Source organism: Pseudonocardia wallangbongensis (genome assembly GCF_054486945.1).
This window is the reverse complement of sequence record NZ_JBRERS010000019.1, coordinates 85,806-106,545: the sequence shown is the minus strand read 5'-3', so window position 1 is coordinate 106,545 and position 20,740 is coordinate 85,806. Positions and strand designations below refer to the sequence as shown.

General features: G+C 72.1%; 22 protein-coding genes. 20 read left to right on the top strand and 2 right to left on the bottom strand.

Translation table 11 applies throughout. From position 1 onward, the window contains the following. Nucleotide 1 precedes the first annotated feature (1 nt). The 5 genes from ACU436_RS39540 (at nucleotide 2) to ACU436_RS39520 (ending at nucleotide 4,954) form a co-directional block, all read left to right on the top strand. Nucleotides 2-511: a LeuD/DmdB family oxidoreductase small subunit gene (locus tag ACU436_RS39540; RefSeq protein WP_459032269.1), complete on the top strand. Its 510-nt coding sequence runs from the start codon at nucleotides 2-4 to the stop codon at nucleotides 509-511. Further along, entirely contained in the window at nucleotides 504-1,376 is an 873-nt protein-coding gene (locus tag ACU436_RS39535; RefSeq protein WP_459032268.1) for an isocitrate lyase/PEP mutase family protein, read from the top strand. The genes ACU436_RS39540 and ACU436_RS39535 overlap by 8 nt, the downstream gene beginning before the upstream one ends. Before the next feature lie 16 nt (nucleotides 1,377-1,392). Beyond that, nucleotides 1,393-2,688, top strand: coding sequence for an SLC13 family permease (locus tag ACU436_RS39530; protein WP_459032267.1), 1,296 nt, complete (start codon nucleotides 1,393-1,395; stop codon nucleotides 2,686-2,688). Nucleotides 2,689-2,848: 160 nt separating this feature from the next. Further along, nucleotides 2,849-4,225 carry a mycothione reductase gene (locus ACU436_RS39525; RefSeq protein WP_459032266.1) on the top strand — a complete coding sequence of 459 codons (1,377 nt, stop codon included), beginning with the start codon at nucleotides 2,849-2,851 and terminating at the stop codon, nucleotides 4,223-4,225. Nucleotides 4,226-4,342: 117 nt separating this feature from the next. Further along, entirely contained in the window at nucleotides 4,343-4,954 is a 612-nt protein-coding gene (locus ACU436_RS39520) for a GntR family transcriptional regulator (protein WP_459032265.1), read from the top strand. Between the two features lie 125 nt (nucleotides 4,955-5,079). On the opposite strand, the gene ACU436_RS39515 is transcribed toward ACU436_RS39520, so the two are convergent. Beyond that, complete coding sequence (locus ACU436_RS39515; protein WP_459032264.1) at nucleotides 5,080-6,096, bottom strand: fatty acid desaturase family protein; 1,017 nt, start codon at nucleotides 6,094-6,096, stop codon at nucleotides 5,080-5,082. Between the two features lie 330 nt (nucleotides 6,097-6,426). Between ACU436_RS39515 and ACU436_RS39510 the strand changes: the two genes are divergently transcribed. The 15 genes from ACU436_RS39510 to hypF all read left to right on the top strand — a co-directional run bounded on the left by ACU436_RS39510 (nucleotide 6,427) and on the right by hypF (nucleotide 20,001). Further along, nucleotides 6,427-7,152 (top strand): hypothetical protein, encoded by a 726-nt coding sequence (locus ACU436_RS39510; RefSeq protein ID WP_459032263.1) that lies wholly within the window; start codon nucleotides 6,427-6,429, stop codon nucleotides 7,150-7,152. A gap of 44 nt (nucleotides 7,153-7,196) precedes the next feature. Beyond that, nucleotides 7,197-7,757 carry a MerR family transcriptional regulator gene (locus ACU436_RS39505; protein ID WP_459032262.1) on the top strand — a complete coding sequence of 187 codons (561 nt, stop codon included), beginning with the start codon at nucleotides 7,197-7,199 and terminating at the stop codon, nucleotides 7,755-7,757. A gap of 106 nt (nucleotides 7,758-7,863) precedes the next feature. Continuing rightward, nucleotides 7,864-9,048 carry an ABC transporter substrate-binding protein gene (locus tag ACU436_RS39500; RefSeq protein WP_459032261.1) on the top strand — a complete coding sequence of 395 codons (1,185 nt, stop codon included), beginning with the start codon at nucleotides 7,864-7,866 and terminating at the stop codon, nucleotides 9,046-9,048. Nucleotides 9,049-9,054: 6 nt separating this feature from the next. Next, entirely contained in the window at nucleotides 9,055-9,843 is a 789-nt protein-coding gene (locus ACU436_RS39495) for an ABC transporter ATP-binding protein (RefSeq protein WP_459032260.1), read from the top strand. After that, a complete protein-coding gene (locus ACU436_RS39490; RefSeq protein WP_459032259.1) occupies nucleotides 9,836-10,534 on the top strand; it encodes an ABC transporter ATP-binding protein in 699 nt (232 codons plus the stop codon). Before ACU436_RS39495 ends, ACU436_RS39490 begins: the two co-directional genes overlap by 8 nt. Further along, the gene (locus tag ACU436_RS39485) at nucleotides 10,531-11,391 is read left to right on the top strand and encodes a branched-chain amino acid ABC transporter permease (RefSeq protein ID WP_459032258.1); all 861 of its coding nucleotides are present in this window, start codon (nucleotides 10,531-10,533) and stop codon (nucleotides 11,389-11,391) included. Before ACU436_RS39490 ends, ACU436_RS39485 begins: the two co-directional genes overlap by 4 nt. Further along, nucleotides 11,388-12,410, top strand: a complete 1,023-nt coding sequence (locus ACU436_RS39480) for a branched-chain amino acid ABC transporter permease (RefSeq protein ID WP_459032257.1) — start codon at nucleotides 11,388-11,390, stop codon at nucleotides 12,408-12,410. The genes ACU436_RS39485 and ACU436_RS39480 overlap by 4 nt, the downstream gene beginning before the upstream one ends. A gap of 247 nt (nucleotides 12,411-12,657) precedes the next feature. Then, nucleotides 12,658-13,839 (top strand): LLM class flavin-dependent oxidoreductase, encoded by a 1,182-nt coding sequence (locus ACU436_RS39475; RefSeq protein WP_459032256.1) that lies wholly within the window; start codon nucleotides 12,658-12,660, stop codon nucleotides 13,837-13,839. Nucleotides 13,840-13,857: 18 nt separating this feature from the next. Beyond that, nucleotides 13,858-15,114 carry an MFS transporter gene (locus ACU436_RS39470; RefSeq protein ID WP_459032255.1) on the top strand — a complete coding sequence of 419 codons (1,257 nt, stop codon included), beginning with the start codon at nucleotides 13,858-13,860 and terminating at the stop codon, nucleotides 15,112-15,114. Between the two features lie 97 nt (nucleotides 15,115-15,211). Next, entirely contained in the window at nucleotides 15,212-15,820 is a 609-nt protein-coding gene (locus ACU436_RS39465; protein ID WP_459032254.1) for a mycothiol transferase, read from the top strand. 61 nt (nucleotides 15,821-15,881) lie between these two features. Then, entirely contained in the window at nucleotides 15,882-16,388 is a 507-nt protein-coding gene (locus ACU436_RS39460; protein ID WP_459032253.1) for a PadR family transcriptional regulator, read from the top strand. Further along, nucleotides 16,339-16,869, top strand: a complete 531-nt coding sequence (locus tag ACU436_RS39455) for a phosphoheptose isomerase (protein WP_459032252.1) — start codon at nucleotides 16,339-16,341, stop codon at nucleotides 16,867-16,869. Before ACU436_RS39460 ends, ACU436_RS39455 begins: the two co-directional genes overlap by 50 nt. Next, complete coding sequence (locus tag ACU436_RS39450; RefSeq protein ID WP_459032251.1) at nucleotides 16,866-17,078, top strand: HypC/HybG/HupF family hydrogenase formation chaperone; 213 nt, start codon at nucleotides 16,866-16,868, stop codon at nucleotides 17,076-17,078. The genes ACU436_RS39455 and ACU436_RS39450 overlap by 4 nt, the downstream gene beginning before the upstream one ends. Next, nucleotides 17,075-17,737 (top strand): D-sedoheptulose-7-phosphate isomerase, encoded by a 663-nt coding sequence (locus tag ACU436_RS39445; RefSeq protein WP_459032250.1) that lies wholly within the window; start codon nucleotides 17,075-17,077, stop codon nucleotides 17,735-17,737. Before ACU436_RS39450 ends, ACU436_RS39445 begins: the two co-directional genes overlap by 4 nt. Beyond that, on the top strand, nucleotides 17,734-20,001 hold the full coding sequence (hypF, locus tag ACU436_RS39440) for a carbamoyltransferase HypF (RefSeq protein WP_459032249.1): 2,268 nt from the start codon (nucleotides 17,734-17,736) through the stop codon (nucleotides 19,999-20,001). The genes ACU436_RS39445 and hypF overlap by 4 nt, the downstream gene beginning before the upstream one ends. On the opposite strand, the gene hypB is transcribed toward hypF, so the two are convergent. Beyond that, complete coding sequence (hypB, locus tag ACU436_RS39435; protein WP_459032248.1) at nucleotides 19,981-20,739, bottom strand: hydrogenase nickel incorporation protein HypB; 759 nt, start codon at nucleotides 20,737-20,739, stop codon at nucleotides 19,981-19,983. The two genes, hypF and hypB, sit on opposite strands and share 21 nt — an antisense overlap. Nucleotide 20,740: the final 1 nt, after the last annotated feature.

Sequence of the window (20,740 nt, the reverse complement as noted above, 5' to 3'; positions counted from 1 at the left end):
CATGGAGGTCTCGGGCCGGGTCTGGTGTTTCGGCGACGACGTCAACACCGACCTCATCCAGCCGATGCACACGGTCTTCAAGCCGGTGGCCGAGCAGCACCGGTACGTCTTCGAGGCGAACCGGCCCGGCTGGGTCGATCTCGTCGAGCCCGGCGACGTGATCGTCGCCGGACGCAACTTCGGCACCGGCTCCAGCCGGCCGGCGGCCAAGCTGCTGGTCGACCTGGGGATCGGTGCGCTGATCGCGGACTCGATCAACTGGTTGTTCTTCCGCAACTGCGTGAACTTCGCCCTGCCGGCCCTGGGTTGCCCCGGGGCGAGCGCGACCTTTCGGGAGGGGCAGCACGCCCGGCTGGACCTGGCCGCGGGGGAGGTCGAGAACATCGATACCGGGCGGCGGGTGCGCGGCGTGCCGTGGACGCCGGAGCTCCTCCAGATCGTGGCGGCCGGGGGACTGCTCAAGCAGCTCGAGCAGGAAGGGCTGCTCGTCGGCGGGGCCACCGATGAGTGACGGCCCCCGTTCCCTGCGAGCGCTCGTCGACGACGGCCCGGTCCTCGTGCCGGCCTGCTACGACGGCATCTCGGCCGCGGTGCTGGAGCAGGCGGGGTTCACCGCCCTGGGAGTCTCCGGGGCCGGCCTGGCCATGAGCAGGCTCGGCGTCCCCGATCTCGGGCTGCTCACCCTGCCCGAGCTGCTCGACGCCGTCCGGCCGATCGTCCGGCGTTCCGGGCTGCCGGTACTGGTCGACGCCGACACCGGTTTCGGCGGGGCGCTCAACGTGCTGCGCACCGTCGAGGAGCTGGTCGGTGCCGGCGTCGCCGGAATCCAGTTGGAGGACCAGGTCGCGCCCAAGCGGTGCGGCCACCTCGCGGGCAAGGCGGTGGTCGGGACCGACGAGTTCGTCGAGCGGATCGCCGCCGCGGTGATCGGACGCGGCGACTCCGACACCATGATCGTGGCCCGGACCGACGCGCTGGCCGTCCACGGGCTCGACGAGGCGCTCGAGCGGGGGCGGCGCGCCGTGGCCGCAGGCGCCGACCTCGTGTTCGTGGAGGCGCCCACCGCCCTCGACGAGGTCGAGCGGATCGGGGCCCGGTTCCCCGGCCGCGCCGTCTACAACCTCGCCACCGGCGGTCGCAGCCCGGCCGTCCCGGTGGACCGCCTCGGCGAGCTCGGCTACGGCGTGGTGATCTGCCCGACGGTCGCCCTCTACCCCGTCGTCCACGCGCTGCGGAGCGCCGCGACCGAACTGCACCGGACGGGCACGGACGCCCACCTGGAAGCACTGCAGATGTCCCCGGCCGGCCTGTTCGACCTCGTCGGGCTGACGGACTGGCTGGACCTCGACACCCGGGTGGCTCGCGCAGCCCGCTGATCTCACCGGAGCCGGCATGACCGTCACCGCCGTCATCTCGATCGCGGTTCTCGTACTCGTCATCGTCCTCGCGACCGTCGGGCCGGTGAGCCTCGGCGCACTCGGGTTCGTCGCCGCGTTCGCCGTCGGCGGCCTCATGGGCGGGGAGTCCACCAGGGAAGTGCTCGGCGGCTTTCCCGCGGACCTGTTCGTCATGCTGGTCGGCGTCACCTACCTGTTCGGGATCGCCCACAGCAACGGGACGGTCGACTGGGTGATCGACTCGACCTTCCGCGCGGTGCGGGGGAGGGCGGGCGCGCTCCCCTGGGTGTTCTTCGGGCTCTCCACCGTGCTGTGCGGCGTCGGCGGCAACCCGGCCGCCGTGGCCGTGATCCTCCTGCCGGTGGGCATGACCATCGCGTCGGCGCACGGCGTGCGCGCCCTGGTCGTCGCGATCACGATCGGCATGGGGTCGACGGCGGGCACCTTCTCGCCGCTGGGTGTTCTCGGCATCACCATCCGGGGTGTCCAGGAGGCCAACGGGCTGCCATTCGATCCGAGCCTCCTGTTCGCCGCGACCCTCGTCGCCGGGATCGTGGCGGCGGGCGCCGCCACGGTGCTCGTCGGCTCGGGCCGCTCGGCCGTCGTCCCACAGGTGCCGGCGCCGGCGCTGGTCCGCCACGGCGGCGACGGGACGCACCTCGACACCGCGGCCGACGCGGCGCCGCGTGCCGTCCTCGACACCGAGCGGGCGGTCACGCTCGCGAGCTTCGGCGCGCTGGTGGTCGGCTCCCTCGTGTTCGGCGTCGACATCGGCTTCCTCGGGCTGACCCTCGCGGTCGTCCTCACGATGGCCTACCCCGCCACGGGGCGCGCCGCCGTCCGCGAGGTCAGCTGGAACGTCGTGCTGTTGCTGACCGGGATCGTCACCTTTGTCGGGGTCCTCGACCGCAACGGCACGATCGACCGGGCCGGCGAGGCGGTCGCATCGATCCAGCCCGCGCTGCTCGCCGCCCTGCTGATCTGCGTCATCGCGGCGGTCGCCTCGGCGTTCGCGTCGACCCTCGGCATGATGACGGCGCTCGTGCCGATGACGGCTCCGCTCGTGCTGACCGGCGACGTGAGCGCGGTCGCCGTGGTCGTCGCGCTCGGCATCTCGGCTTCTCTCGTGGATGTCTCGCCGTTCTCCACCTGCGGCGCTCTCGCCATGGCGAACGCGGCCGAGGACGAGCGTCGCAGCATCTACCGGGGCCTCCTCACGTTCGCCGCGTCGGTGGCCGTGCTCGGCCCGCTCGGGAGCTGGGCGGTGCTGGTCGCAACGGGATGGTTCTGAGCTGCCCCTTCGGGGATCAGTGCGATGGTGGCGTCGGCGACGTCGCGACCCGGGTGATCCGCGCTTCGTAAGGCACGGGTGACCCGGAAGCCGGTAGACAGGCGTTGCCGAGGGCCGTGTCCCGCGGTCCGGGTGTCGTCACGAGGGGAATGAGCCATCCATGAAGCAGTACGACCTCGTCATCCTGGGTGCGGGGAGCGGGAACATGGTGCTCGGTCCCGGGTTCGCGCACCTGCGGACGGCGATCGTCGAGCCGGACCGGTTCGGCGGCACCTGCCTGAACCGCGGTTGCATCCCGTCGAAGATGTTCGTCGTCGCGGCGGACGCGGCGATCGGCGTCGACGCGGCTTCCCGGCTCGGGGTGCACGCGAGGATCGAGGCGATCGAGTGGAAGGCGATCCGCGATCGCGTGTTCAACCGGATCGACCCGCTCCACGAGAGCGCCGTCGACTACCGCCGCGGTTCCGGCGTGGACGTCTACACCAGCGCCGCGCGGTTCGTCGGACGCAAGGTGATCGAGGTCGGCACCGGGAGCGCCGCCGAGACGATCACTGCCGAGACGATCGTGGTGGCGACCGGGTCGCGCCCGGTGGCACCGGCCATCGACGGGCTCGCGGACGTGGATTTCCACACGTCCGACACGATCATGCGCATCGACGAGGTGCCCGAGTCGCTGATCATCATCGGTGGGGGTGTGATCGCGGCCGAGATGGGGCACATCTTCGGTGGGCTCGGCGCCAGGGTCACGATGGTCCAACGCGGTCCGCGCCTGCTCATGGGTGAGGACGAGCAGGTCTCGCGGCGGTTCACGGAACTCGCCGAGCAGCGTCACCGCGTGCTGCTCGACACCCACACGCTGTCGGTGCGACCGCGGCCGGGTGGGGTGGCGGTCGAGGTGGTCGGGGCCGGGGGCGCCGGCGCGGCCGAGACTCTGGAGGGCGCCTGCCTGCTGGTGGCGACCGGTCGGCGGCCGAACACCGACCTGCTCGACGCCGCGGCCGGGGGTCTCGAGCTCGACGGGCACGGTCACGTCGTGAGCGATGACGCGTACCGCACGTCGGTGCCCGGGGTCTGGTCGTTGGGTGATGCCACCAACCACTTCCAGCTCAAGCACATGGCCAACGTCGAGGCCCGCGCTGTGGGGCACAACATCCTGCATCCCGAGGACCCGCGGACGGTGTCCTCCCGGCTGGTGCCGCATGCGGTCTTCGCCGATCCGCAGGTCGCTTCGGTGGGCTTGACCGAGCAGGACGCGCGGGCGCGGGGGATCCCCCACGTGGTCAGCGTGCGGGACTACGCGGACACCGCCTACGGCTGGGCGTTGGAGGACACGACGAGCTTCGTGAAGATCCTCGTCGATCCTGTGGAGCGGGTGCTGCTCGGAGCGCACGTGATCGGGCCGCAGTCGTCGACGTTGATCCAGCCGTTGATCCAGGGGATGACGTTCGGTTTGACCGTCGACCAGCTCGCGCGCGACGTGATCTACATCCACCCCGCTCTCACCGAGGTCGTCGAGCAGGCGCTCCTGGCGAGCTGAGCGGGGCAGCGTGGCCGGACCCGGCTCAGTGCCATTCTGTCCGCCGGCACCTCGCCCATCCAGAGGTGGTATACAAGCCGTATGCAGCAGTCCGGCCGTGATCGCGCCTTGCACTTCTTGCGCGAGACCATCCTGGCGGATCCGAACCTGCAGGGCACCTTCCTCAACGAGGTCGACCTGGCGCAGCAGATCGGTGTGTCGCGGACGCCGGTGCGGGAGGCGCTGCTGCTGCTCGTCGCCGACGGCCTGGTGGAGATGCTCCCCGGCCGCGGTGCCTACATCCCCCCGCTCTCGGGTCGTCAGGTCCGGGAGCTGATGGAGTTGCGTGGGCTCTTCGAGCGGCACGCCGCGGCGCGCACGATCGCGACCGACACGGTGCCGGTCCAGGTCATGCGCGAGCTGCTGGAGGAGCAGAAGGCCCTGGCCACGACCGGGGACGTCGGAAGCTCCGAGTCCGCCGCCTCGTTCATCGAGCGCGATGTGGTCTTCCACCAGGCGCTGGTCGACGCCGCCGACAACGTGATCCTGGCGCGCAGCTACGCGAACCTGCGTGTGCGGCAGCGCCGGATGGGCGTGACGGCGCTGTTCCGTGGTGCCGATCGGCAGCTCGCGGTGTGCGAGGAGCACGGTGAGATCCTCAGCGCGCTCGCCGCCCGGGACGAGGCGGCGGCCGTGGGTGCGATCGACGCGCACCTCGAACGCACCATGCAGGTGCTGCTCCAGGCCTGATCCCCGGGCCTACCCGCGTCGGTGACGCGGTTCCCTCATGCGCTCGATGCGCCTCCGCCGCCGACCTGAACCTGGCCCACAGCAGGTGGGCCGAGTACGGGATCGACGGCTGAGGGCGGCCGGGGTCAGCGCAGCGGCGCGCCGATCGCGTGGAGGTGCTCCAGGACCTGCCGGTAGGAGGTGAGCAGGCCGCAGCGGACATAGGGGATGCCGCGCTCCGCGCAGAAGGTCTCGACCAGCGGCTGCGCCAGGCGCAGGTGCGGCCGAGCCATGTTCGGGAACAGGTGATGGGTCACCTGGTGGTTCAGCCCGCCCAGGGCGACGTCCACCCAGCGCCCGCCGCCGACGTCGCGTGAGGTGAGGACCTGCTTGCGCAGGAAGTCCAGCGACTCACCCGGTCCGATCGTGTCCATGCCCTTGTGGTTCGGGGCGAAGGCGCACCCCATCAGCACTCCCCACAGGCCCTTCTGCACGGCGACGAAGACGAGGGCCTTGCCGGGCGGGAGCACCAGCGACACCGCCGCGACGTAGGCGCCGAGGTGCGCGGTCAGCAGCAACCCCTCCAGCGCCCGGGCGCGGACCGTGCCGCGTGCGATGGCGTCGATCCCGGCCCAGTGCAGCATCACGCCTTCCAGCGTGAGCAGCGGGAAGAACAGCGCGGCCTGGTGCGCCGCGGTCCAGCGGACCAGGCCGGTGCGGCCCCGGGCCTGTTCGACGGTGAACGCGAGGACGGGGATCTCGAGGTCGGGGTCCTCGTCCTCGTGGTTGGGGTTGGCGTGGTGGCGGTTGTGCTTGGTCACCCACCAGCCGAAGCTGACGCCGGTCAGCAGGGCGTGGAAGTGGCCGACGGCGTTGTTCGGGCGGCGGCCGCGCAGGATCTGCTTGTGCCCGGCGTCGTGTCCCAGGTAGGCGAGCTGGGTGGACACGACGGCGAGGGCCGCCGCCACCAACGGTTGCCACCAGGAGTCGCCCAGCAGCCCGAACACGGTCCAGCAGGCCGCGAAAGCGCCGAATGTCAGTGCGACGGTCCGGGCGTACCAGCCCGGGCGTCGATCCAGCAGCCCGGCCGCGCGGATACGGCGGGACAGCTCGGCGAAATCGCTGCCGCGCTGGGCTGAGGATGTGGGGACGGTGCTGGTCACGGGACTCCCGGGGTCGCGCTGGTTGGCGCACCGAGGTCCGGGGCCGCCAGCGCCGCGCGTGCCGCGGCCACCGCTGACCGTACGGGACTTCAGCGCCCTCGGGGGGCGTTGCGAGGTGACGGGCCTGGCCGGCCATGGGGCAGGTCGCCCACCACCCCCGTGGGGGAGCCGGCTCGGCGAGGGCAACCACCCGATGGGGAGCCAACCGGAACCCGGCGTACTGCGTCCCAGAGGTGACGATCGACCGAGAGGATCCGCCGTGGGCGGATCGGGGGAGGGATCGACATGGCCCGGATTCTGGGAGGCCCGGCGGCCGCGAGGAGCACGCCGATGATGGGCGCGTTGGTGGTGGCCGGGACGGCGGCGCTGCTCGGCGGCTGCGGGGGGAGCGCGCCGGACGCCAGCGCCGCGATCGGTGGGTCGCCCGCTGCGCCGCCCGCTGCGCCGGAGGCGCCGGTGGCCGGCTCACCGGCCGATCCGGCGCCGGTCGACGTCACCCTGGCCGATCTCGACGCCGACGGGACCGACGACCGCATCACCGTGCAGGCGGACCCGGGCGGCGGCTGGCAGCTGCGCGTCGACCTCGCCGGCCGCACCGTCACCGCGAAGCTCCCCACCGACGAGCCTGCGGTGCTGGAGGCGGATCGGCGGGTCAGTGACATGGACGGTGACCGGGTCCCGGAGGTGGTCGTCCCGGTCTCGATCGGGGCCAACACCGTCTCGTCGGCGGTGTACCTCTACGACCCGCAGCTCGGGCTCGTGCCGGTGAGCGGCCCCGACGGCCACCCCTTCTTCCTCTACGAGGGGGGCGGGGTGTCCGCGGTGAACGGCTACGAGTGCGCCGACGACCACGACGGCCGCTCCCTCGGCCTCGTGGGCGTGACGCTGCGCGAGGACCTGCCCGCGGGTGGGGAGCCGCGCTACTCGGGCAGCTACAACGCCTACTCGGTGTCGGACGGCATCGTCACGCCGGTGCAGTCCACCCCGATCGAGGACGTGGCCGCCGGGGACCCGGTGCTGCAGACCGATCCGATGAGCTGCGCCCCGGTGGGCTGATGGCCCTGACGGCCGGCCGGGCGGGCCGAAGGGAGACTGGCCTCATGCGCTCCGGACTGACCATCGGGGAGTTCGCGACGGTGACGCACCTGAGTGTGCGGACGCTGCGCCGCTATCACGAAGCCGGGCTTCTGCAGCCCGCCACGGTCAACCCGTTCACCGGCTACCGGTACTACGAGCCGGAGCAGATACCCACTGCGCAGGTCATCCACCGGCTCCGGCAGCTCGACGTGCCTCTGGCCGAGGTCAGGTCCATCCTCGCCACCGACGATCCGGAGCAGCGTGCCGACGTGGTCATGCGGCACCTGGAGCGCTTGGAGGCCGAGCTGGACCGGACCCGAGCCGCTGTCGTGTCGCTGCGGCGGCTGCTGCGCCCCGACTCCGCCGACATCCACGTCGAGGCTCATGACCCCACCGTCCGGTCTCTCCCAGGGGGAGGGTCAAGCCGGAAGCGGACTTGCCAGCCCCGTGATCCGCGGTCACCGGCGACGCCGCCCGCTGTGCCGGCACGCGGCCGGCCGGCCGGGTGGGGATCGGCCGGCTCCCCTGAGCCCGCCGGTGACCTTTCGGGCTGCGATCCGCACCGTGACCACCGCGTGCCTTGATGGGGACAGATGCGGCCGCATAGGGTGAGCCGCCCCGGGTCCCCCCGTTCCCTTCGATGAATCGCTGCCGTCCTGGCAGCCTGGCAGTGTGGCCAGGAGGTAGATCATGCGCATGCGCGGTGCGCTCGTAGCAGTACTCGCGCTCTTCCTCGCCGCGTGCGGCGGAGGTGAGTCCGGGGGAGGGGGCGGCGGGCCGATCCAGCTCGGCCAGATCGCCTCCCTCACCGGCAACTACACGCCCCTCGGCACGAACGACGAGAAGGGTGCGGCACAGGCGGTCGAGGAGATCAACGCCGCCGGCGGGGTACTCGGCGGCCGGCAGTTGCAGATCACGGTCCGCGACGACAAGACGCAGCCGGACCAGGCCGTCATCGCGTACAACGACCTCGTCGACCAGGGCGCGGCCGCGGTCGTCGGCTCCTCGTTCTCGAACTCGAGCCTCGCGGCCATCCCGATCGCCGAGCGCAACGAGATCCCCTACGTCTCCACCGCGGCGGCCGACGAGCAGGTCGAGCCGGTGCGGGCGTACGGGTTCATGACGCCGCCCACCGCCGGGGCCGTGGCGGAGCAGCTGCTGCGCTACTTCCAGGCGAGCGGGATGACCCGGATGGCCGTCGCCTACGACACCCAGAGCGCGTTCGCCGTGACCGGCTGGACCAAGCAGAAGGAGCTCGCCGCGCAGTACGGGATCCAGTTCGTCGCCGAGGAGGTCTTCGAGACCGGCACCACCAACTTCAGCCCGGTGTTCACGCACGTGCGCGACAGCGGCGCGCAGGGGCTGATGGTGTGGGCCACCGGGGCCCCCGCGGTCATCGTCACCAAGCAGTTCGACACTGCCGGGCTGGACATGCCGCTGGTGATGAGCCACGCCGAGGCCAGCACGCTCTACACCGAGCCCGCCGGCCCCGCTGCCGAGGGCGTGATCGTCGCCAGCTCGCTCGCCGTGATCGGCCCGCACCTGCCCGACTCGGAGCTGAAGAACGTGGTGCTGGCGATGGCCGAGCCGTTCCAGCAGAAGCAGGGCTACTACCCGCCCCAGTTCGCGTTCGACGGCTACTGCGCGGTGAAGCTCATCGCCGCCGCCATCGACCAGGCGGGCAGCGCCGAGCCCCCGGAGATCCAGAAGGCGCTGGAGAACCTCACGCTCCTGACCCCGGAGGGCGAGTACCGCTACACGCCGGAGGACCACGCCGGCCTGGGCGTCGACGACGTGGCGATCAACGTGGTGCGCGACGGCGCGTTCGTACCCACCGACTGGTCGCAGCAGCAGCTGGCCGGCGCCCTCCAGTAGGCACGGGTGCGCGAACCGATACTGGAGGTGGACCGCGTCTCGCGGTCGTTCGGCGGCGTGTACGCCGTCCGCGACGTGTCGCTGTCGGTGGCCCACGGTGAGCTGCGCGGGATCATCGGGCCGAACGGGGCGGGCAAGTCCACGCTGTTCAACCTGATCAGCGGCCACCTGCGGGCCGACCACGGCAGCGTCTCGTACCTGGGCACGCACCTGGAGCGACGCGCGGCGCATCGGCGCGCGCGGAAGGGGATCGCGATCGTCTTCCAGGGCGCGCGGATCTTCCGCGGGATGACGGCGCTGGAGAACGTGATGGTGGGCGCCCACGCGCACACCCGGTGCGGGTTCGTCGCCGGCGCGCTGCGGCTGCCCGCGCAGCGCCGGGAGGAACGGGAGATCCGCCGTCGGGCCGTCGCCGCCCTGGAGCGGGTGGGCCTCGCGGCATGGGCGGACCGCGCCGCGGAGGCGCTCCCGCTCGGCCAGCAGCGCCAGCTGCAGGTCGCGCGCGCATTGTGCGCCGAGCCCCGCCTGCTGCTGCTCGACGAGCCCGCGTCCGGGCTGCGGGCCGGGGAGCGCGCGACGCTGCGGGAGCTGATCGAACAGCTGCACGCCGAGGGGCTCACGATGCTGCTGATCGAGCACGACGTCGGGTTCGTCGCGCGGCTGGCCGACCGGGTGACCGTGCTCGACCTCGGCGAGGTGATCGCCGAGGGGACACCGGAGGAGGTCACCCGCGACGAGCGCGTGATCAGTGCCTATCTCGGCGACGGCGCGGCCCTGGGCGGGCGTGATGCTTGACGTCACCGGGCTGGTGGTGCGCTACGGGCAGGCGACCGCGCTGGACGGGGTGAGCCTCTCGGTCGAACGCGGGGAGATGGTGGCGCTGGTCGGGCCGAACGGGGCCGGGAAGTCGACCCTCGTGAACACGCTGTCCGGCATCGTCGCGCCCGCCGCCGGGACCGTGCGCCTGGACGGGCGGCTGGCGCAGGTCCCCGAGGGCAGGCAGCTGTTCGCCGAGCTCAGCGTCGCCGACAACCTGCGCCTCGGCGCGTGGCGGGTGCGGCGGGACCGGGCGCGGCGGGACCCGGCCCGCGTGTACGAGGTGCTGCCGGACCTGCGCGCCATGGCCGGCCAGCGGGCCGGGACGCTGTCGGGGGGTCAGCAGCAGATGGTGGCGGTGGGCCGGGCGCTCATGGCCGACCCGGACATCCTCGCCATCGACGAGCTCTCGTTGGGGCTGGGCCCGCTCATCGTGGCCGACCTCGCCCGGCACCTGCGCGAGCTCAACGCCGACCGCGGCACCGCGGTGCTGCTGATCGAGCAGAACGCCCGGCTCGCGTTCGACCTGTGCCGACGCGCCTACGTCCTGGAGGCCGGCCGGGTCACCGCCGCCGGGCCGTCCGCCGAGCTCGCCGAGAGCCCCGAGGTCGCGCGGGCCTACCTGGGAGGCGGGACCGGGTCCGAGCCGGAGGGGGCAGGGGACTCGTGAGCGCGTTCCTCACCTACCTGATCACGGGGCTGGCCCTCGGCTGCTCCTTCGCGCTGGTGGCGTCCGGCTTCGTGACGATCCACCGGGTCACCGGCGTGGTCAACTTCGCGCAGGGCACCTTCGCGGTCGTGGCCGGGCTGGCCGCGGGCGCGTTGCTGGGCCGCGGGCTGCCGCACGGCGTGGCCGAGGTCGCGGCCATCGCCCTCGCCGGCCTCGTCGGGCTGGCGGTCGGCGTCGTCGCGATCGGCAGGCGCGGCACCCCGCCGCTGGCCTCGCTGGTGATCACGCTCGGGCTGGGCATCCTGGCCTACGCCATCGAGATCATCGTCTTCGGCGATCAGCCGCTCTCCTTCCCGGGGCTGCCGGGGGCGGTGCAGGTCGGGCCGGCGCGAATCCAGTCCCAGTACTTCCTGGTGATCGCCGTCACGCTGGTCACGTTCGCCGCGCTCGGGCTCTTCTTCGGCCGCACCTACCTGGGCAAGGCGCTCACCGCGTGCGCGGCCAACCCGTACGCCGCACGGCTGGCCGGCCTCAACGTCACCCGGATGGGGCTGCTGGCCTTCGCGCTCGGCGGGCTGCTCGGCGGGCTGGCCGGGGTGCTGATCACGCCGTTGCAGCCGATCGCGTTCGACTCCGACGTCGCGCTGGCCGTCAACGGCTTCGCGGCCGCGATCGTCGGCGGCCTCAACCGTCCGGGGCTCGCCCTGGTGGGCGGGCTCGTGCTCGGCGTCGCCGAGGCGTTCGTAGCGGGCTACCTCAGCGGCTCGTACCAGACCGAGGTCGCACTCGGCCTGATGCTCGCGATCATGATCTGGCAGGCCAGCCGCAGGCTCGGTATCGCCGAGGAGGCGGCGTGACGGAGCACCGCATCGGGGTCGTGCTGGGTGGCGCCGTGGCCGTCGCCGCATTGCTGGCCCCGCTCGTGCTGTCCCGCTCGCATCTGACGATCTACGTGTTGCTGGGCACGGCGGCGATGGTGACGGTCGGGGTGTCGCTGCTGATGGGGTACGCCGGGCAGGTCTCGCTCGGCCAGGGCGCCTTCTACGCGGTCGGCGGCTACACCGCGGGGCTGATGGCCGTCCACGACCTGCCACCCGCGCTCGGCCTGGTGTGCGCGCCGCTCGTCGCCGCGCTCATCGCGACCCTGATCGGCATCCCGATCATGCGGTTGCGCGGCCACTACCTGGCGTTCGCCACGCTGGCGTTCCAGCTGATCCTGCTGTCGGTGATCGGCCAGATCGAGGTGCTCGGCGGCGACATCGGGCTGCAGGGCATCCCTCGCCTGGGCATCGGGTCCGCGCAGCTGTCGCAGCCCCGCTCGTACGCGTGGTTGACGCTGGCGGGTGTCGCGCTCGTGCTGCTCGTCGCGCGCAACGTCATCACCTCGCGGGCGGGCCGGGGCCTGCGCGCGCTGGCGACCAGCGAGGTCGCGGCCGAGTCCTGCGGGGTGCCGGTGGCGCGGTACAAGCTCGCGGTCTTCGCGCTCGCCGCGGCATTCGCCGGGCTGGCCGGTGGGATCTACGCCTTCTTCATCGGCTACATCGCACCAGGCTCGTTCCCGGTGCTGCTGTCGATCCAGTTCGTGGTGATGGCCGTGGTCGGCGGGCTGGGCACGATCTGGGGTCCGGTGGTGGGGGCGGTGGTCATCACGATCCTCGTGCAGGTGCTCAACGCGCTCGGCACGCAGCCGGGGATGCCGCCGTACGCGTCGTCGGTGCTGTCCTACGCGATCTACGCCCTCCTGCTGGTGTCGGTGCTGCTGTTCCTGCCTCGCGGGCTGCTGCCCACCGGCGTGGAGTGGATCCGCCGGAGACGATCTCGCCGCCGATCATTCGCGCCAGGCGATCATCGAGCTGACGCTGACCGACGGTCGTGAGCTGCTGTACCGGGTGGAAGGGGTCCTGGGCACCGCGGACAAACCGATGACCCGGCAGCAGGTCTCCGACCACTGCTGGTCCGATGAGCTGGTTCCCAGTGCACCACTCCGAGACAAATTGACCAGACCATCACCGACATCAGACGCAATCTTGACCGCTACACGTTGTCCAACCTGCAGCGGATGGCGTATGGACATTCCATACCTGTATGCACACTGACAAGACCTCACGGCTGGGAGCCGCGCCATGGAGGTAGTGGTCTTCGACCTGGTGCCGTACGCAGAGCACGTCGAGCACCTCAAACAGGACGATGGGGAGCTTCCGTGGCCGCTGGCCAAGCGGCACTTCGACCCTGCCGTAGCGGTCCGCACCTATGCGGAGCACCTCGACGCCTGGGAGGAACTAGACCGGCTCGGTTACGACGGCGTCGGGTTCAACGAGCACCACACCTCTCCATACGGGTTGATGAACTCGCCGAACCTGCTCGCGGCATCCGCGGCGCAGCGAACGACCCGGCTGAAACTGCACATTTACGCCAATCTGCTGCCGCTGCACGACCCGATCCGGCTGGCCGAGGAACTGGCGATGCTCGACTGCCTGTCGAACGGGCGGATCGTGGCCGGGTTCGGGCGAGGAATCCCGCGTGAGCACGCCGTATTCGGGGTGCCGATGGCCGAGTCGCGACCCAGGTTCGAAGAGGCGGCCGAGATCATCCGCGGGTTGTGGACGGATGAGGTCTTCTCCTTCGAGGGGAAGTTCTGGTCCTGCCACGACGTCGCCATCTGGCCCCGCCCGGTGCAGCAGCCGCACCCGCCGATCTGGGTCCCGGTCACCAGCAGCAAGGAGACCATCGAGTGGGCCGCCCGGAACAACGTGTCGATCACGCCGGGCGTGGAGCATCCCGGCCTGCGCGCGGACGTGCTCCGGCACTACACCGACTGCCTGCGTGAACACGGCCGCGAGCGGACCCCCGCGCACGTGCACCTCTCGATGAGCCCGTACGTGGCCGACAGTTTGCAGCACGCGGTCGACGAGGCGGGGCCGTACCTGCGCTACTTCAACCAGACCCTGTTCAGCCACGGCAACATCACCGAACACGACCTGCAGCGCAAGGCGGGCTACGTGAGCGACTCGTCGCTCGACTACGTCCGGCCGGAGAACCTCCCCGCCGCACAGCGCGCGCGGGCCGACTACCGCAACCTGACCCTCGACGACATCGCCCAGCGGGCGCAGCAGTGGCCATGGGGCACCGCCGACGAGGTCACCCAGCGGATCATCGACCACGCCGACGCCACCGGTGCGGGCCGGGTGCTGGTCAACCTCAACCGCGGTGCGATGCCCCAGGAGCTGTTCCTCGCTCAGATCCGGCGGTTCGCCGAGGAGGTGTTGCCCGCGCTGCAAGCCCATGACGTCCAGGTGCGCCGGTGAACCGAGGATGTGATCACGATGACCACGAGCAATGGCCGCTCGACGTACCCGTGGGTGATTCTGGGTCTGCTGACCGCGTTCTGGGGGCTGGTCGGGCTCAACCGGGTCGGCATCGGATTCGTGTTGCCGGCCATCCGCGACGAGTTCGGACTCGCGTTCTGGCAGGCGGGCCTGCTGGTCTCCGGGACCTCGTTCACCTGGGCGATCACCAGCTGGCTCTCCGGCTGGCTGTCCGACCACTACGGTCGGCGGAAGGTCCTCCTCCCGGGCGCCTTCCTCGCCGTGGGGGCGACCGCCGCGATGGGCGGGACGTGGAACTTCTGGTCGCTGTTCGTCGTCCGGGAGTTCGTCGGGATCGGTGACGGAGTCGGGTGGCCGAACTCGCAGGCGGTGCTCGCCGCCGAGTTCCCGGCCGAGCGCCGCGCATTCGTGCAGTCGGTGTTCACCATGGGCTACCCGCTGTTCGGCAGCGTGATCGGCGCGATCGCCATCACGCAGATGGCCGAGGCTCTCGGGTGGCGGTCGGCGTTCGCCGTCATCGGCGGCGTCTTCTTCTTCGTCGTGCTGGCGCTGTACTTCGTCATGCGCGAGCCGCCCCGGGCCGCCGTGGCCACGCGGGCCCGGTCGAAGCCCGACTGGCGCAAGCTGGTCGGGGTGGTCCGGTACCCCAGCGTGGTCGTCCTGATGATCATTCAGGCCGCCGCGCTCGGCTGGCTGCAGGTCGGCGTCGCGTACAACACGCTGTTCCTGACCGACGAGGTCGGCGTCAGCCTGGTCACCGCGGGCACCATCCTGTCCATCTTCGGTATCGCCGGGGTGGCCGGAACCCTGCTGCTGCCGTACTGCTCGGACTTCACCGGCCGCAAACCGGCGATCTTCTTCGGTGGCGTGCTCAGCGGCGTGTTCATGGTGCTGTTCGTGGTCGGCGACGTCGGCGTGGCGGCTGCGGCCACGTTCCTGGCGCTTAGCTCGTTCTTCAACGGCCTGATCATCCCGCTCGCGGCCGCCACCGTGGTCTCCGAGCTGCTGCCGGAGGACGAGCAGGGTTCGGCGATGGGCTCGATCAACTTCGCCGGTGTGATCGTCGGTACCTTCCTGATGCCGATCCTGGGCGGCGTCCTGGCCGACAACTTCGGCCTGCGGGCGGCGGTACTGCTCGCGGCCGGCCTCATCACGGTGTCCGGGGTCGCAGCGCTGTTCCTCCCGGAGACCGCCCCACGGGTGCGGGCGCGCCATGAGGCGCAGCTCGCGGCCAGGGATGCACCCGGCAGCTGAGGTCGCGGATCGGCTGCTCGGACAGCGGTCAGGAACTGACCGCTGTCTTCGGCAGACTGGTGTCCACACCAGCACCATGCAGCCCGGAGGTCGCACGATGTACGCACCCGCCCAGCACGACGAGGTCACCGGCCTGGTCAACTACATCGACGAGCAGCTCACCGCCATCCGAGCCGCTGCGTTCGGTCTGACCGAGGAGCAGGCGCGGGCGACGCCGTGCCGGAGTGCGCTGTCGGTCGGGGGCATCATCAAGCACGCGACCTACGTCATGCGAGGAGCGCTGGAGCGCTTGAGAACCGAGGTCACCGAGCAGCCGGTCGATGCGGCGGCGTACGCCGCGTTCACCGACAGCTTCGCCGTGCGGGATGACGAGACGGTGGCCGGGACCATCGAGGAGTTCGACCGGGTGCGGGCCGAGCTGCGTGCCGCGGTCGCCGCGACCGACCCGGCCGCCGGCAGCACGGCGCCGCCCGCGCCGTGGCACGGGATCTTCGACGCCCGACCGATCCACGCCCGCTACTACCTGGTGCACCTGGTCGAGGAGTGTGCCCGGCACGCGGGGCACGCCGACATCATCCGCGAGCAGATCGATGGTGTGGCGGTGCCGGCGCTGGTGCTCACCCTGGCCGGGGCGAGCGCCAACGACTTCTTCCAGCCCTACCGGCCGGCCCCGGGCACCCTCCTGGCGCTGCGAACCGTCGGTTAGGCGTTCTTGTGGCGGGTATCACACGGTGTAAGGATGCATCGGAAGGCGTCCACCACCGCCGATGAAGGGCGTCGAGCCCATGGCCGAGCTCGAACCACGCAACTTCGTGCAACCGTGCCTGCTGCTGCTTCTGCGGGAGCATCCCGACCACGGCTACGAACTGGTGTCGCGGTTGCGGCCGATGCATGACGGCGATGGCGATGCGGGCGGCGTGTATCGCGCGTTGCGTGGGATGGAGAGGCAGGGCCTGGTTCGGTCCGAGTGGCACACATCGGACGTGGGGCCGGCGAAGCGGACGTACTTCGTGACGGCCGACGGGGTCACGGTGCTCGACGAGCTGGTGGCGAGCCTGTGCCAGACACACGAGGCCCTGCATGTGTTCCTCGAACGGTATGCGCGCATCACCTCGAAGATCCGGGGCATACACGAAGGGAGGGGACATGACCAGGTATCCGGCCACGCCATCGACGGTGCCGGTGTCGCGGATCGTGGCGGCAGCGCCGAACGGTGCGGACGCTGTGGCGGCGTTCGCCCGACGGTCGGTTCCGACCGGCCTGCTGGCTGGTGACCCGCGTGCGCTGTCCGTCGCGTGCCACGCGATGGCGTGCCGGTTCCACCGCGGCGGCCGGTTGATCGCGTTCGGCAGCGGGGTGTCCGCAGCGGACGCCGCGCACGTCGTCGTCGAGTTCGTGCACCCGGTGATCGTCGGTAAACGCGCGCTGCCGGCACTCGTGCTGCCGGGAACGGCCGGGTACGCCGCGGAGGTGGAGCTGTTCGGCGAGGCGGCCGACATCGCGCTCGCCGTCGTCGCCGTCGACGACGCACCCGACGTGGCGGCCGCGCTCGTGGCCGCGCGGGACCGCGGTCTGCTCACGGTCGTCCTGCGCGGCACTCGCCCGGGCCCGGTCGCAGCCGTGCGCGGCGTCGACCACGTGCTGACGGTGGCGGCCGAGGACCCGCGGATCGTCCGCGAGGGCCACGTGACCGGCTACCACGTGCTCTGGGAGCTGGTGCACGTGTTCCTCGACGCGCCGGAGGTGCTCGCATGATTCCCGACGAGCACCCGGGCGAGGTGTGCATCACCTGCTCCGACGCCGCGGTGCCGGTCGTCGTGACCGCGCTGCTGCCGGGCGGCCTGGCCCGCGTCGACACCGGTGCCGGCACGGAGGAGGTCAGCGTCGCGCTGGTCGACGCGGCCGTCGGCGACACGGTGCTCGTGCACGCGGGCGAGGCGATCGCGACGGTGGCCGCGACGTGAGCACCGACTCGCTCTACCCGTTCCTGCACCGCGGGAGCGCCGACCGGGACGTGCTGATCGCCGAGGTCGCGCGGTCGACGGCCGAGAAGGTGGCCGAGATCGGCCGGCTGCGCCAGGACGTCGTCGCCGCCGACGGGGACCGGATCGCGGCCTGTGCCGGGGCGATGGCCGCCCGGTTCGCCGCGGGCGGGCGGCTGTTCGTCTTCGGCAACGGTGGCTCCAGCACGGACGCGGCCGCCGTGGCCACGATGTTCGTGGCCGGCGGGCCGGGCACCGTCCCCGTCCCCGCGTCGGCGCTCGCTGCGGACGTCGCCACGCTCACCGCACTGGCCAACGACGTCGGGTTCGAGAACGTGTTCGCTCGGCCCCTCGCCGCCGCGGGCCGGCCGGACGACGTGGCCATGGGCCTGTCCACCAGTGGCGGCTCGGCGAACGTCCTGCGGGCCCTGACCGTCGCGCACGAGCGCGGGCTGCTCACCGTCGGCCTGGCCGGATACCGCGGCGGCGCGATGGCCGAGGCGGCGGCGCGCGGCGAGATCGACCACCTGTTCGTGATGTCCTCGGACTCCGTGCACCGCATCCAGGAAGCCCAGACCACCACCTACCACGTGCTGTGGGAGTTGGTGCAGCTCTCCCTCGCCGACCTCCGCCTGCCGTGATCGTCCGGTCCCGGATCCGGGTCAGCGGCATCGTGCAGGGTGTCGGTTTTCGGCCGTTCGTGCACGGCACGGCGCTGCGCTTGGGGCTCGCCGGGTTCGTCGGCAACGACGAGGCCGGCGTGGTGATCGAGGCCGAAGGCCGGGAGGAGGCGGTCGCCGAGCTGGTCGCGGTGCTGCGCGAGCGGCCCCCGCCGCTCGCGTGCGTGACGGCGGTGAACGCGGAGCCGGTCGCGCCGTGTGGGGGGACCGGCTTCGGGATCACCGCGAGCGCCGTCAACGGGCGGCTGGCCGCCCTGGTCGCCGCGGACACCGCCACGTGCGCCGACTGCGTGGCGGAGCTGCGTGACCCGGGGGACCGCCGATACCGCCACCCGTTCGTCACCTGCACCAACTGCGGCCCACGGTTCACGATCGTCACCGGGGTGCCCTACGACCGCCCGGCCACCACGATGGCCGGGTTCCCGATGTGCCCGGCGTGTGCCGCCGAGTACCACGACCCGGCCGACCGGCGCTTCCACGCGCAGCCGATCTGCTGCCCGGACTGCGGCCCCACCCTGCGGTTCACGGGCGGTGGCGGCGATCCCGTGCGCGCTGCCGCGGCCGCCCTGCGGGACGGCGCGGTGCTCGCCGTCAAGGGACTCGGCGGCTACCACCTGGCCGCGCTCGCGGCCGACGAGGCGGCGGTCGCGGCGCTGCGGGCCCGGAAGCACCGCGAGGACAAGCCGTTCGCGGTGCTCGTCCCCGGGCTCGCCGGTGCCCGCGCGCTGGCCGCCGTCGGCCCGGGCGAGGCCGCGGAGCTCACCTCCCGACGCGCCCCGATCGTCCTGCTGCGCCGCCGCCCGGACGCGCCGCTGGCAGCCGCCGTCGCCCCGGGCAACGACCACGTGGGTGTGCTCCTGCCCTACACCCCGCTGCACCACCTCCTGCTCGACGACGTTGCCGCACCGATCGTCCTGACCAGCGGGAACGTCTCCGACGAGCCCATCGCCCACCGGGACGACGACGCCATGGGGCGGCTCGCCGGCATCGCGGACGCGTTCCTGACCCACGACCGGCCCATCCGCACCCGCGCGGACGACTCGGTGGTGCGTGTCGTGGGCGGTCGGCCGTATCCGGTGCGCCGGTCGCGCGGGTACGCGCCGGAGCCGATCGCGCTCGCCGTGACCGCGGAGCGGCCCGTGCTGGGTTGTGGCGCCGAGCTGAAGAACACGTTCTGCGTGCTGCGCGGGTCGGAGGCGTTCGTCTCCCACCACATCGGCGATCTGGAGAACGCGGAGACCCTCGCCGCCTACACCGACGGGATCGCGCACCTGCAGCAGCTGCTCGACGCGGCACCGCTGTTGCTGGCCCACGACCTGCACCCGGAGTACCTGTCCACGAAGTACGCGTTCGCGCGGGCGGAGGCCGACCCGCGGGTGGAGCTGGTGGGCGTGCAGCACCACCACGCGCACCTCGCCGGCTGCCTGGCCGAGAACGGCGAGCCGGGCCCGGTCATCGGGCTCGCCTGTGACGGGCTGGGCTACGGCACGGACGGCACGCTGTGGGGCGGCGAGGTGCTCGACGTCGCGTTGACGGGGTTCCGGCGACTCGCTCACCTGGAGCCGGTGACGCTCCCGGGCGGGGCCACCGCGATCCGGGAGCCGTGGCGAACCGCCGCCGCGTGGCTGCGCGCCACCGGGCTGACGGGCGCGGGACTCGCGGTGGCGCAGCGCAACGCCGGTCGGTGGCAGCAGGTGGAGCGGCTGCTGGACGCCGGCCGGTCCGGAGCGCTGCACCAGCCGGTCACGACGAGCGTCGGGCGGCTGTTCGACGCGGTCGCGGCGCTTGCGGGAGTACGCGACACCGTGACGTACGAAGGGCAGGCGGCCATCGAGCTGGAGCAGCGCGCCGCGGCGGTGCCGGCGTGCGAGGGCTATCCGGCCCGGGTCGAGGGCGGGCTGATCCGGGCGGGTGATCTCGTCACCGCCGTCGTCGCCGACCTGCGCCGGGACGCCCCGGTCCCGCTCGTCGCGGCGCGGTTCCACGAAGGTCTCGCCGATGTGCTGGCCCGGGCGGCGGTCGAGGCGGCCGGGGCGGCCGGGCGGGACACGGTGGCGCTGTCCGGCGGGGTGTTCCAGAACGTGCGCCTGCTGGAGGGCGTCACCGGCCGGCTCCGGGACGCCGGGCTGCGGGCACTCGTGCACTCGCGGTTGCCGTGCAACGACGGCGGCATCGCGCTCGGACAGGTCGCGGTGGCCGCGACGTCACGGGGCGGCGGTCCTTAGCCGGGTGGCGTCGAGCCAGGTGTACCAGTGGTCGAGCCCGTCGCCGCGGGTGGCCGACACCTCGATCACCTGCACGCGGGGGCTGGCCCGGCGGGCGTACCCCACGCAGTCGGCCACGTCGAAGTCGACGTACGGGAGCAGGTCGATCTTGTTGATCAGCATCAGGTCCGCCGTGCGGAACATGTGGGGGTACTTGAGTGGTTTGTCGGCCCCTTCGGTCACCGACATGATCACGACGCGGGCCGACTCGCCCAGGTCGAACAGCGCCGGGCACACGAGGTTGCCCACGTTCTCCACGAACAGCAGCGATCCCGGCGACGGGTCGAGCCGGTCGAGCCCGGCGGCCACCATCGTCGCGTCGAGATGGCACCCCGCTCCGGTGTTGATCTGCACGACCGGCGCTCCGGTCGCGCCGATCCGGCGGGCGTCGAGCTGCGTCTCCTGGTCGCCCTCCAGTACGGCGCAGGGCAGCCGGGCACCCATGTCGTGGATCGTGCGTTCCAGCAGGGTGGTCTTCCCCGACCCGGGGGAGCTCATCAGGTTCAGCGCCGTGACGCCGAGCTCGCCCAGGCGGCGGCGGTTCCGCTCGGCGAGGTCGTCGTTCTTCGCGAGCAGGTCGATCTCGAGGGCGACGGTCCGCTCGTGCCCATGGCCGTGCCCGTGCCCGTCGTCGTGGTCGTGGTCCGGCACCGAGAGCCGGACCCCGGTGCCGTCGGAGCAACCGCAGGTCGTGCACATC

Coding starts and splice junctions, on each gene's coding strand:
- ACU436_RS39535 (WP_459032268.1), top strand. CDS start 504: ATGAGTGACGGCCCCCGTTCCCTGCGAGCGCTCGTCGACGACGGCCCG.
- ACU436_RS39510 (WP_459032263.1), top strand. CDS start 6,427: ATGATGGGCGCGTTGGTGGTGGCCGGGACGGCGGCGCTGCTCGGCGGC.
- ACU436_RS39465 (WP_459032254.1), top strand. CDS start 15,212: ATGTACGCACCCGCCCAGCACGACGAGGTCACCGGCCTGGTCAACTAC.
- ACU436_RS39450 (WP_459032251.1), top strand. CDS start 16,866: ATGATTCCCGACGAGCACCCGGGCGAGGTGTGCATCACCTGCTCCGAC.
- ACU436_RS39500 (WP_459032261.1), top strand. CDS start 7,864: ATGCGCATGCGCGGTGCGCTCGTAGCAGTACTCGCGCTCTTCCTCGCC.
- ACU436_RS39490 (WP_459032259.1), top strand. CDS start 9,836: ATGCTTGACGTCACCGGGCTGGTGGTGCGCTACGGGCAGGCGACCGCG.
- ACU436_RS39530 (WP_459032267.1), top strand. CDS start 1,393: ATGACCGTCACCGCCGTCATCTCGATCGCGGTTCTCGTACTCGTCATC.
- ACU436_RS39525 (WP_459032266.1), top strand. CDS start 2,849: ATGAAGCAGTACGACCTCGTCATCCTGGGTGCGGGGAGCGGGAACATG.
- ACU436_RS39475 (WP_459032256.1), top strand. CDS start 12,658: ATGGAGGTAGTGGTCTTCGACCTGGTGCCGTACGCAGAGCACGTCGAG.
- ACU436_RS39470 (WP_459032255.1), top strand. CDS start 13,858: ATGACCACGAGCAATGGCCGCTCGACGTACCCGTGGGTGATTCTGGGT.
- ACU436_RS39540 (WP_459032269.1), top strand. CDS start 2: ATGGAGGTCTCGGGCCGGGTCTGGTGTTTCGGCGACGACGTCAACACC.
- ACU436_RS39505 (WP_459032262.1), top strand. CDS start 7,197: ATGCGCTCCGGACTGACCATCGGGGAGTTCGCGACGGTGACGCACCTG.
- hypB (WP_459032248.1), bottom strand. CDS start 20,739: ATGTGCACGACCTGCGGTTGCTCCGACGGCACCGGGGTCCGGCTCTCG.
- ACU436_RS39460 (WP_459032253.1), top strand. CDS start 15,882: ATGAAGGGCGTCGAGCCCATGGCCGAGCTCGAACCACGCAACTTCGTG.